The 11,638-nt window shown below is 44.9% G+C and carries 13 protein-coding genes and 1 other annotated feature; all 13 genes read right to left on the reverse strand.

The features are described 5' to 3' along the window. Nucleotides 1-137 precede the first annotated feature (137 nt). A complete protein-coding gene (gene pyrP / locus V6D44_RS01545; protein ID WP_202327698.1) occupies nt 138-1,445 on the reverse strand; it encodes a uracil permease PyrP in 1,308 nt (435 codons plus the stop codon). A 179-nt stretch (nt 1,446-1,624) separates the two neighbouring features. Continuing rightward, nucleotides 1,625-2,170 carry a bifunctional pyrimidine operon transcriptional regulator/uracil phosphoribosyltransferase gene (gene pyrR / locus V6D44_RS01550; protein ID WP_087992122.1) on the reverse strand — a complete coding sequence of 182 codons (546 nt, stop codon included), beginning with the start codon at nt 2,168-2,170 and terminating at the stop codon, nt 1,625-1,627. A gap of 180 nt (nt 2,171-2,350) precedes the next feature. Beyond that, complete coding sequence (locus V6D44_RS01555; RefSeq protein ID WP_087992123.1) at nt 2,351-3,262, reverse strand: RluA family pseudouridine synthase; 912 nt, start codon at nt 3,260-3,262, stop codon at nt 2,351-2,353. Nucleotide 3,263: 1 nt separating this feature from the next. Beyond that, on the reverse strand, nt 3,264-3,728 hold the full coding sequence (lspA, locus tag V6D44_RS01560) for a signal peptidase II (RefSeq protein ID WP_087992124.1): 465 nt from the start codon (nt 3,726-3,728) through the stop codon (nt 3,264-3,266). Between the two features lie 102 nt (nt 3,729-3,830). Further along, entirely contained in the window at nt 3,831-4,205 is a 375-nt protein-coding gene (gene ylyA / locus V6D44_RS01565) for a sporulation-related RNA polymerase-binding protein YlyA (protein WP_087992125.1), read from the reverse strand. Between the two features lie 143 nt (nt 4,206-4,348). Then, on the reverse strand, nt 4,349-7,114 hold the full coding sequence (gene ileS, locus V6D44_RS01570; RefSeq protein ID WP_087992126.1) for an isoleucine--tRNA ligase: 2,766 nt from the start codon (nt 7,112-7,114) through the stop codon (nt 4,349-4,351). Between the two features lie 52 nt (nt 7,115-7,166). After that, nucleotides 7,167-7,399 (reverse strand) — a binding site (T-box leader). 62 nt (nt 7,400-7,461) lie between these two features. Further along, nucleotides 7,462-7,956 (reverse strand): septum site-determining protein DivIVA, encoded by a 495-nt coding sequence (divIVA, locus tag V6D44_RS01575; RefSeq protein WP_003221468.1) that lies wholly within the window; start codon nt 7,954-7,956, stop codon nt 7,462-7,464. Nucleotides 7,957-8,049: 93 nt separating this feature from the next. Further along, a complete protein-coding gene (locus V6D44_RS01580; RefSeq protein WP_087992127.1) occupies nt 8,050-8,823 on the reverse strand; it encodes a YlmH family RNA-binding protein in 774 nt (257 codons plus the stop codon). Between the two features lie 61 nt (nt 8,824-8,884). Next, nucleotides 8,885-9,157, reverse strand: a complete 273-nt coding sequence (locus V6D44_RS01585; RefSeq protein ID WP_087992128.1) for a YggT family protein — start codon at nt 9,155-9,157, stop codon at nt 8,885-8,887. Between the two features lie 6 nt (nt 9,158-9,163). Continuing rightward, a complete protein-coding gene (sepF, locus tag V6D44_RS01590; protein WP_141113407.1) occupies nt 9,164-9,622 on the reverse strand; it encodes a cell division protein SepF in 459 nt (152 codons plus the stop codon). Beyond that, nucleotides 9,619-10,311, reverse strand: coding sequence for a YggS family pyridoxal phosphate-dependent enzyme (locus V6D44_RS01595; protein ID WP_253269077.1), 693 nt, complete (start codon nt 10,309-10,311; stop codon nt 9,619-9,621). Before V6D44_RS01595 ends, sepF begins: the two co-directional genes overlap by 4 nt. A 6-nt stretch (nt 10,312-10,317) precedes the next feature. Continuing rightward, nucleotides 10,318-11,154: a peptidoglycan editing factor PgeF gene (gene pgeF, locus V6D44_RS01600; protein ID WP_087992130.1), complete on the reverse strand. Its 837-nt coding sequence runs from the start codon at nt 11,152-11,154 to the stop codon at nt 10,318-10,320. Between the two features lie 162 nt (nt 11,155-11,316). Continuing rightward, nucleotides 11,317-11,562 carry a YlmC/YmxH family sporulation protein gene (locus V6D44_RS01605; protein ID WP_003232153.1) on the reverse strand — a complete coding sequence of 82 codons (246 nt, stop codon included), beginning with the start codon at nt 11,560-11,562 and terminating at the stop codon, nt 11,317-11,319. Nucleotides 11,563-11,638: the final 76 nt, after the last annotated feature.

The following is an 11,638-nucleotide window of genomic DNA, read 5'->3' on the forward strand; positions in this document are numbered from 1 at the left end:
CCCCTCTCATTTCAACTTTAAGGCTGAAAAAACCCCGGTCTAAGATAGACTCGGGGTAAGGTTAAATAGAGGGCAGCATTGAAGCTTCCTTCTCTTTATAACCCTTCCAAGCCTCTCTGGACTTTCATTAAAAGGTTTTAGATATGATGTTGTTCAGATGTGTCAACCTGCTCTTCCTTCGCCTGCGGAAGAATCAGGTTTAAGATGACACCGACAATTGCTGCAAGCGCCATTCCCGACACTTGGAATCCTCCTTGAGACACTTGGATAAACGCGCCTCCTACACCGATCACAAGGATCACCGATGTGATAATGAGGTTTCTGTTGTTTTCATAATCAATTTTGTTATCAATCAGCATTCTCAGACCGCTCGAAGCGATGATTCCGAACAGCAGGAAGGAGACGCCTCCCATTACCGCTGACGGCACTGAACTGATCAGCGCTGAGATTTTGCCGATAAAACCGAAGCATAAGGCAATCACTGCCGCGCCGCCGATGACAAAGACGCTGAATACTCTTGTGATGGCCAGCACGCCAATGTTTTCCCCGTAAGTCGTTGTCGGCGGACCGCCGATCAGGGAAGCAAGGATTGTCGCCACGCTGTCACCCATAATAGAGCGATGAAGCCCCGGCTTTTTAATGAAATCTTGTCCGACAACTTTGCTCAGCACCATTTGGTGGCCGATATGCTCTGACATTGTCACAAACGCGACGGGAACCATTGCCGCTGCGATGCCAAGTGTGACTGACGGTGAATAGTCTTTGAACGGGATGATAAACTCAGGCACCGCAAACCATTTCGCGTCAAGCACAGGCTGGAAGTTGACAATCCCTTGAGTAAGGGCAAACAAGTATCCGCCGATAATGCCGATCAGAACCGGAATCAGGCTTAAAAACCCTCGTAAGAAAGTCGCGCAAATAATCGTAATCGCCAACGTAACGCCTGCTACACTGAAGTGCTTTAAGCTGTAAACCAATTCACTCGCGTTCGGATCAGCGTACATCGCCATGTTTACCGCAGTGCTGGCCAGTCCGAGCCCAATGACGATAATAACAGGTCCTACGACCACAGGAGGAAGAACCTTCATCAGCCATCCTGTTCCAAGCTGTCTGATCAATAAGGCAATCAGCCCGTACACTACCCCTGCAAGAAACGCTCCGACCATTGCCGCTCCCGGGCCGCCGGTCGCTTTGACCAGTATGATCGGAGAAATAAAGGCGAAGGATGAACCGAGATACGCCGGAATTTGCCCTTTCGTAATAAGCAGATAAGCGAGTGTCCCGATGCCGCTTGTCACCAATGCCACAGCAGGACTCATTCCAACTAGCTTCGGAACCAAAATTGTTGCGCCAAACATGGCAAATAAATGCTGCAGACTGAATGAAACCCACGAGAAAGGTGTCGGGACATCCCTGACTCCTAAATTTACTTTTTTCTTACTCATGATGATTTTCCCCCTGATCGTTGACTTTCATTTTAGGATGACTCAATGACTGTAAAAAAAACCTCTTTGCTATTTTTCACGCAAAGAGGCATACAAAGATCCGCCGTATTCTTTCGGGGGCTTTGTTGTGCACCTCTTTGCAACCTCTCTGGATTGCCTTTAAAAAGGTGATCTATTATTCATTCATTTTGATAAATGGCCACGAGATCGTTTTGATCTACCTCATGAAGCTGAACCATAACCTTTTCAGCCTTTGATGTCGGGATGTTTTTCCCGATATAATCCGCTCGGATCGGCAGCTCCCTGTGTCCTCTGTCAACAAGCACAGCAAGCTGAATGGAGGAAGGTCTACCTACATCAACAAGCGCATCCATACCGGCTCTGACCGTTCTTCCGGTGTACAGGACATCGTCAACAAGAATGACTTTTTGATCGTTGATGTCTACCGGAATATCTGCACCTTTCACTAGCGGTTCTTCGTTGCTCGTTTTTTTGGAAAGATCGTCTCTGTAAAGGGTAATATCAATCTCACCGACTGTTACAGGACTTCCTTCAATCTGCTCGATTCGCTCCGCAAGGCGTTTCGCCAAGTAAATCCCTCTTGTCTTAATGCCGACAAGGATGCAGTTATTCATACCTTTATTGCGTTCGATCATTTCGTGAGCAATTCTGGTCAGCGCCCGTCTGATTGCTTGTTCGTCGAGAATGACAGCTTTTTGATTCAATGTGTGACACCTCACAGTTCATATAGAAGAAAAACCCCTCCTGCCAGAGCATAGAGGGGTTTTAGGACAAGGTGCGCATAATATACGCATCCCGTCTATCCGTTATCCTTCTCAGCCTCTCTGGACTGTTTTAAAGAATCTATTCAGCTTCGTTTATTATTTCAGAAAAGAAACAGTCTGTCAACCGTTTTTTCTGAGGTTTTCGATTAATTGGACCATATCCTCCGGAAGCGGCGCTTCAAATTCGACATATTCGCCGGTGCGAGGATGATCAAAACCTAAAATACCGGCGTGAAGGGCCTGGCCGTTAAAATCGATCGTTTTTCTCGGCCCGTACTTTGGATCGCCCGCCAATGGAAATCCAATATATTTCATATGAACACGAATTTGATGCGTTCTCCCAGTTTCAAGCTGGCATTCCACCAACGTAAAATCCTGAAAACGCTCAAGCACATGAAAATGAGTGACTGCGTTTTTGCCTTCACGCGCCACAGTCATGCTTTGACGGTCTTTCTTGTCCCGTCCGATCGGCGCGTCAATAGTGCCGTCATCGTGAGAAATAAGCCCGTGGACAACCGCCGTATATTTGCGCGTGACCGTTTTGTTGACCAATTGGTTCACGAGTGACTCATGCGCCATATCATTTTTCGCCACCATTAACAGGCCTGACGTATCCTTATCGATTCTGTGAACAATCCCCGGACGCATCACGCCATTGATTCCGGAAAGATCCGTGCAATGAGCCATAAGGCCGTTTACAAGTGTGCCCGTAAGATGCCCAGGAGCTGGGTGAACAACCATTCCGCGCGGTTTATTGACGACCAGCACATCCTGATCTTCATAGTAAATATCCAGGTCCATAGGTTCTGCCAGCACGTCGAGCGCTTCCGGCTCAGGTACAGTGACGGTCACCTGATCACCTGGCTGAATTTTGTAATTTGATTTTACGGGGCTTCCGTTTACGACAATTTGTCCGTCTTTCACCCATTGCTGTACTTGGGTCCTCGACCAATCATTCTCAGTCGATGCCAGAAATTTATCAATCCGCTCACTTTTTTGTTCTTCTGAGGCGGTTATATCAATTTGATTCATGCTATTGCTCCTTTTTCTTTTTCCCGCTGTCCAACATCATTTGTATAAATAAAAGCATGACGCCGACACATAGTGAAGAGTCCGCGATATTAAAAATCGGGTAATTGTAATCCACAATAATAACATGGATAAAATCCACAACTTCCTGTCTGAAAGCCCTGTCGATGAAGTTGCCGATGGCACCGCCGAGCATAAGTCCGAGAGCTACGCCAAGAAGCCTTTGTCCTTTAGTATAACGCTGTATGTAATAAACAATGCCAATAATAACCGCGGTTGTAATGAGGTAGAAAAACCACATCTGACCGGCCAATATCCCCCATGCAGCACCCGTATTGCGATGGGAGGTGATATAGAATACCTGATCAATGACCGGAATACTTTGTCCAAGTTCCATATTCTTAACGACAAGCCATTTTGTCAATTGATCGGCTGCAATAATAAGAAGTGCAATGATATAATACAGCACAAACGTTCCTCCAGTTTACGGTTACTTTAGTCCATTATGCATTTTATCAATAAAAAGCACTGGAGTAAAGAAATATCAGGCATATAAACCAGACAGGCACTGTTATTCATACAGTGCCTGTCCATATTCAATATCCGTTGATTTCCACAACGGAAGCGTTTTTTTTTCAAATTGGACAGAATAAAGAAAATCGTTTGCTGTACGGGCTGTCGGCAGCACAGCAAGCTTTGAAAGAGGAATGGGAGCCCCGGTTTCTTCACAGTATCCGAATGTGCCGTTTTCGACTTTGGACAATGCGAGGAGAACGTCTTGAAGTTCTTCTTTAATGTGATAGATCAGAGTTGCTTTTTGTTTATGATTGATTGCTGCTTGCGGACTTGTTGAAGCCTGAAAGCAAGAATACTCAAATAATCTCGACTGTAGTTCTTCTTTCATCAGAAGAAGTTCCGTATAAATTGCGGTCAGTTGATCATTCATTCATCACAACTCCTGCTCTTAACGTAGTACCTATATTGTTGCCTGTGAATGATGATCTAAAGCCCATAAGATTTTTCCTGCTGTTCTAATCGATGTCACTCTTGGCACAAAAAAGCCCGGCTTTTACGCCGGGCTCTTTTCCATTATTTTTGATAGTATTTTTCAACGATTTCAGCGTTTCGCAATGAAAGTGTAGGGTATTTCGGATTTGCCCCCACGTCTTTTGAAATCACACGTGATCTCTCACACATGTCGCCTTCCGCTTTCTCGACAGCGATTTTACCTGTCGCAAAGCTTTGGGCATCGTTCGGCGCTTCATTTTCTTCGCTGATTGTCAGTTCAGAAACAATAAACAGCTGAGAAAGATTTTCTTTAATGGAAGCTAATAGCTCTTGGTTTTCTTTGTTTGGATACAATTTCAGATTTGCTTCCAATGATTTACCGATAATTTTTTCATTTCGGGCAGTTTCTAACGCTTTTAGCACATCGTCACGAAGAGCCAAAAAGCGGTCAAATTTATTTTCTGTCGCTTCGCTGTTTGGAACCGTAATTGTTTCCGGCATATCTGTCAGTTGAACGCTCTGCTCCTCAACAAATGCCAAATGAGACCATAATTCGTCAGCCGTATGAGGAAGGATAGGAGCTGAAAGCTTCACTAATGCTAGAAGCGTTTCATAGAATACCGTCTGCATGCTGCGTCTGTCCGGATGATCCGCATGCTCGATGTACACAATATCTTTTGCGAAATCAAGATAGAATGAGCTCAATTCGATTGTGCAGAAATTATGGATACTGTGATACACAACCGCAAATTCGTACTCGTCATACGCTTTTTTCACTTTATCAATCAGTTTATTCAGCTTAATCAGCATATACTGATCCACTTCGCGAAGATTTTCGACAGCCACCGCATTCGTTTTTGGATCAAAATCGAATACGTTGCCGTGAAGAAAACGGAACGTATTGCGGATTTTACGGTACACTTCAGCAACCTGCTTCAAAATGGCGTCAGACACGCGAACATCCGCCTGATAATCAACTGAAGACACCCATAATCTCAAAATATCGGCACCAAGCTGTTTCATGACTTTGGCTGGAACAACGACGTTACCGATTGATTTACTCATCTTACGTCCTTCTCCATCCAGTGCAAACCCATGGCTGAGCACACCTTTATATGGCGCTTTTCCTGTTACGGCTACCGCTGTAGAAAGAGACGAGTTAAACCAGCCGCGATATTGGTCAGATCCTTCTAGATATAAATCAGCCGGGCGAACGAGGTCTTCACGCTCTTCAAGCACCGCTTGATGGGAAGAGCCTGAATCAAACCAAACATCCATGATGTCCTGTTCTTTTGTAAATGTGCCATTTGGGCTGCCAGGATGCGCAAAACCTTCCGGAAGAAGATCCTTCGCTTCTTTTTCAAACCAAATGTTTGATCCGTGCTGCCTGAACAATTCAGAAACATGTTCGATGGTTTCATCTGTAATAATCGGTTCTCCGTTTTCAGCATAAAATACCGGAATCGGCACACCCCACGCACGCTGTCTGGAAATACACCAGTCTCCGCGGTCACGAACCATGTTATGCAAACGCTGTTCGCCCCATTCAGGAACCCATTTGGTTTCTTTAACGGCATCCAGCAGGTCTGATCTGAAATCTTTAATTGAAGCAAACCATTGCGCTGTCGCTCTAAAAATGGTTGGTTTTTTTGTTCTCCAATCGTGCGGATAAGAGTGAGTAATAAATTCAAGCTTCACAAGCGCGCCTTTTTCATCAAGCTGCTGTGTGATCACTTTGTTCGCATCATCGTAGAACATGCCTTCAAAGCCTGGAGCTTCGCTTGTCATTACACCTTTTGCATCAACCGGGCATAGCACATCTAAACCGTATTTTTGGCCGATGATAAAGTCATCTTCCCCGTGTCCCGGCGCTGTATGAACACAGCCTGTTCCGGCATCAGTTGTCACGTGTTCGCCAAGCATAACAAGAGAGTCTCTGCCATATAGCGGATGTTCAGCGATAATGTTCTCAAGGTCTTTCCCTTTGATCGTTCTTGTCACTTCATATTGCTCAAACCCGCATGCAGACGCAACATTTTCGACTAAAGCACTTGCTGCGACAAAGCGGTCTTCACCTACTGCAATCACGCTGTACTCAAGATCAGGATGCACTGAAATTCCGAGGTTCGCCGGAATTGTCCAAGGCGTTGTTGTCCAGATAATAATACGCTCGCCGTTTTCAAGAACGCCTTTGCCGTCTTTTACACCAAAAGCCACGTAAATAGATGCTGAACGTTTATCTTGATATTCGATCTCAGCTTCAGCCAACGCAGACTCACTTGAAGGTGACCAGTTAACCGGTTTCAGACCTTTATAAATGTAGCCTCGTTTTGCCATCTCACCAAATACGCGGATTTGCTGCGCTTCGTATTCCGGTTTTAATGTCACATATGGGTTTTCCCAGTCACCGCGGACACCAAGGCGTTTGAACTGCTCACGCTGTCCCTCGATTTGCTTCCAAGCGTACTCTTCACACAGTTTGCGGAATTCCGCTACTGACATTTCTTTGCGGTTGACTTTTTTGTTTTTTGTGAGAGCCGTTTCAATCGGCAACCCGTGTGTATCCCAGCCAGGTACATACGGCGCGTTGAAGCCGCTCATTGATTTATAGCGGACAATGAAGTCCTTCAAAATTTTGTTAAGCGCATGCCCCATATGGATGTCTCCATTTGCATACGGAGGTCCGTCATGTAAAACAAATTTCGGGCGGTCTTTCGTCCGTTCCTGCACAAGATGGTAAATATCCTCTTCTTCCCATTCCTTTTGAATGTCAGGCTCACGGTTTGGCAAATTTCCTCGCATCGGGAAATCTGTTTTCGGCATTAAGAGCGTATCTTTAAAATCCATTTTCATTCCTCCACTGCATTTTTTCAGAAAATAAAAAAAGCCTTCTCATCCCATAAGGGACGAGAAAGCTTATCTCGCGGTACCACCCTTTTAGAAAAAGCCAGCATCAGCATACGCTTTTTCCTCTCGAGCATCGTAACGTGATGAACGTCCTAACCTACTGTGAGTTCAGAAAGGAAACTTAAGGGCTGATCTACATGATTCCGGCCATCCCGGACTCTCACCATCTCCGGGTCGCTATGAAGGCCTGAAGGAAACATGACTGTCCCTTTCAACCGTCTTTTCATCTGAATTTATGAACGTATTATATTCGACAAGCTAAGAAAATGTCAAGATGATCAGAAAATTTATTCCTTTTCCTCAAATACTGCGTCGACTTCATACTCAAGCAGATGATCCCAATCGTCATTTTTCAAAAGATCGAGCTGGGCTTCAATCAGCATTTGGAAACGTGTTCTGAAAACTTTAGACTGCTTTTTCAGCTCTTCAATTTCCATTGCAATTTTTCTTGATTTTGATAAAGATTCGTTGATAATGCGATCAGCATTTTTCTCCGCTTCCCGAACGATCAGCTTTGCTTCTTTTTGAGAATTACGTTTTACGTCTTCAGCCGCTTCTTGAGCAACTAAAATCGATTTATTCAGCGTTTCTTCAATATTGGCAAAGTGTCCGATTCTTTCATCAAGTTCATTGACTTTCGCTTCAAGCTCAGTTTTCTTACGGAGAACAATTTCGTAATCTTTTCTGACTTGCGCTAGGAATTCATTTACTTCATCTTCATCATATCCGCGAAAACTTTTTGTAAACGTCTTGTTGTGAATATCATTTGGCGTTAATGGCATGATGCCACCTCCATTTTTACATTTCAGTACGGTTATCTAGTTCACATTATAAAACAAATTTCGCACAGATGGAGAAAAAAACTGAAAAACCGACTATTTTTGTCGTTCAAACGTAACTCTCCATTTGTCTTTTTTGGTTTTTCCTTCGATTTTTGTCAAGCTGCACCGGCCAAAGCCTCTGATAGACAGCATGTCCCCTTCTGCCACCATGTATGAAGGATCTTCAACTACCTTCCAGTTCACTTTCACGAGGCCGTTTTTCACAAGCGTCTGTGATTTCTGGCGGGATTGCCTGCTCATAGAGGCGCAGACGGCATCAAGCCTTAAAGAAGAAACCGTGTCATCTCTTATTTCGACATCAACTGCGGGAATGTTAAGGTCTGACAAGTCAATTTTCTCTAAGCTGACCGCCGCTTTGCCTGCTTGGGTCAGCTGTGCAGCCACAAAATCTGCGGTATCGGCTGAGACAATCAATTGCACTGATGTCTCAGAAAACACGATGTCACCAAACTTTTGCCGCTTTAAGCCTATGCCCATTAATGCACCAAGCAGAGAACGGTGATCTACTGAGACAAATTTTTCAGCATAACGGACGTTAAACGCCTGCAGTTCAAAATCCGATTCTTCCGGCGTTATGTACTCTGGATACAGAATCGCCCGTTTTCGCTCAGCTCTGCCATAGCCGCCGGAAAAAGCAAGCCCGACGTCTGCCTGTCCCGTAACAGCAGAGAGGATGACCTGCTCTCGGGGGTCTAAAAAGTCGGTCAGCTTCATCCTGTACTGTTCCTGGACAATGCTTTTCCATTCGAGCGCCTGATCAATAAAGGCCCGCTCGTCTTTTCTGAAGTGCTGATATATATCGCTCATCGTCTTTCCCTTCTATGTAAAGAGGCTTGGCTGCTGCCAAGCCCCCTATCAAACTGTCACTTTAAAACGCAATCATGCGATAAAGCCCCCACAAGCCAGTTGTCGCAAACCGAAGCACAAGAATAGCCACGATCGGAGAAATATCCAGCATTCCGATTGGTGGGATGATTTTTCTGAATGGCTCGAGATATGGTTCACAAATCGAAGCTAAAAAACGCCCGACAGCTGTTTCCCTCGTACTCGGCACCCATGACATAAAAATATATATGATCAGGGCAAATGAGTATATTGTGATTAATAAGCTTAAAACCGAAAAAACTTGATAAAGGATCATCTGGCTTTACCACCTCTGATGTTCGTCTTCAGATATGAGCTCAGAAATTGTGCCTGATACATCTACGTTGTCAGGCGTGCAGAGGAAAATATCCGAGCCGATTCTTTGAATGTCGCCGCCGATGGCATAAACGGTTCCGCTTAAAAAGTCAACAATCCGCTTAGCCTGGTCATGCTGGATCCGCTGAAGATTGACGACAACTGCCCGCCGGTTCTTCAAATGGTCGGCTATTTCCTGTGCCTCCGCATAAACGCGCGGCTCACTCAACACCACTTTAGAGGATTTCTGAACACTTTGCAAGCTCACTACATTCTGTTTGCCCGCAGGTTTATGAGCAGCGTAAGCCGGCTTTTCTTTTTGCTCCTGCTGCTCCTCGTCAGATTCCCGCTCTGTCTCAATATATTCATATTCGTATTCTTCATCTTCCATTGAGAAAAAGTTTTTCAGTTTATTTTTCATACTCATTGCTGTACACCCCCTGTTTCATTTCCGACTAACGATGAGCCGATTCTAATATAAGTAGCCCCTTCTTCAATTGCAATTTCAAAATCATTTGACATGCCCATCGACAGTTCTGTACACGGAGCGTTCGGCTGTTTCAGCTCCTGAACCTGATGACGGAGTTCTCTCAGCAACCGGAAACAGCTTCTGACCTGATCTTGCTCATCAGTCAGCGGAGCCATTGTCATCAGTCCGGCCACAACGATATGTTCGAAACCGGAAAGCTCCTGTATGAATGGTATGACTTCTTCTTTTTTCATGCCGTGTTTAGAAGGCTCAAGAGAGGTATTGACCTGCACAAAGCACTTGACAGTACCTTCAGCCCGTTTTTCAATTTCTTTCGCTAATGAGAGCCGGTCTAAGGAATGGATATAGGAAACCGCATTGACAACGGCTTTTGCTTTTCTTGATTGCAGACTGCCGATAAAATGCCATTCCGGATTCCCTTTTATGATTTCCTGTTTGCGGAGCAGTTCCGCGTCCCGGTTCTCTCCGAGGCAGGTGATGCCCGCATCCACTGCCTCCTGTGCTCTTTCAGGCGATACATATTTTGTGACTGCAATAACCGTAACTTTATCGGAGCTGCGGCCCGATCTGTTACATGCTTCGTTTATTCGTTCGTTTATATGTCGTAAATGATCAACAACACGCAAGATCTTTTATGCCTCCTTCATTCCGATAAAGGACATCATCCGTCCAGTTTTCCCCTGATCACGGCGGTGAGAATAGAAAAGAGACGGCTCACTTTCCGTGCATAAACCGCTGACAGAGATCTGTTCAGTTGCCAAACCGCTGTCGATCAGTATAAGGCGGTTCAGCTCTTTCAGATCAAGCTGATATTGTGCCTTTTCCGTCTGATTAACGGCACGTCCTGCCGAAACCGGCAATGCCCGGACAGCATCCATGACACGGTCGTCTACCGTATAGCATGCTCCGCTGATAGACGGTCCAATAACAGCATAGATATCCGATAAATTTGACCCTTCCTGCTCGGTCCATCGCTTCACCATTTCTCTGCCAATCTGTTTGACAGTGCCTTTCCACCCGGCATGGGCGACCCCGACAAGCGATTTAACCGGATCATAGAAGAAAAGAGGCACACAATCAGCAAAGCATAATGCCAAAAACACATTCTTGTCCTTTGTGTAGAGCCCGTCCGTTGCTTTCAGAGCCGTGTGATACTCACGGGCGCCTTTTCCCCTATCTCTCTGCGTCACTTTTTGAACGCGATTATCGTGTGTCTGATCAGCAAATACCCAAGACTGCAAATCAATATTAAACATATCGGCAATATATTCGCGATTTTTAACTACATCTGCATCTTTGTCATGAACGTGCAATCCTGTATTTAACGATTCAAAAGGCTTTTGGCTGACACCGCCGTTTTTCGTAGTAAATCCGGCAATGACTTCTCTGTTGTTTTGATTCGTTTGTGTCCAGTCTTGTATCATGAGTGTCGAGGGTGTGGTAAGACTGAATGGGTGATATGTATTCATGATGATCCAACCTTTCGACAAACATTTAAAAAAGCGGAATTTCCCACTTATTTTACCACATCTTTCTGCATTCGTTGAGCGCCGATTTGCATATTTCTAAATGAAATGTGCCGGAAGAAACGAGACTTCCGGCATTTTCCAATCAGCAGCAGACAAGCAGGTTTATGCATGCGGTTCACTTAATCGGACCAAGATCACATCTTCCCCGATTTTTACTATATTTCGCCATGGAATGACTAATTCCTCTTCTTTTCCAAAAAATCCGAGAACCTTCCCATTCCCCCCTAATATGATCGCCTGAATTTTACCAGTAGTCACATTGATATCGATATCGCCAATGCTCCCCAGCTTTTTCCCGTTTGAGACATTGACAACATCCTTCACCTGAAATTCTGAGATGCTGATCATTCCATCACGTCCTTTTTCCGTCCTTTTTTCAAGTATATGAATGGGCGGGCTGAACCTTGTCAGCAAGAAGAAATTT

Origin of the sequence: Bacillus sp. 0209A, assembly GCF_036765095.1 — a bacterium.
Taxonomy (GTDB): Bacteria; Bacillota; Bacilli; order Bacillales; family Bacillaceae; genus Bacillus; species Bacillus subtilis_G.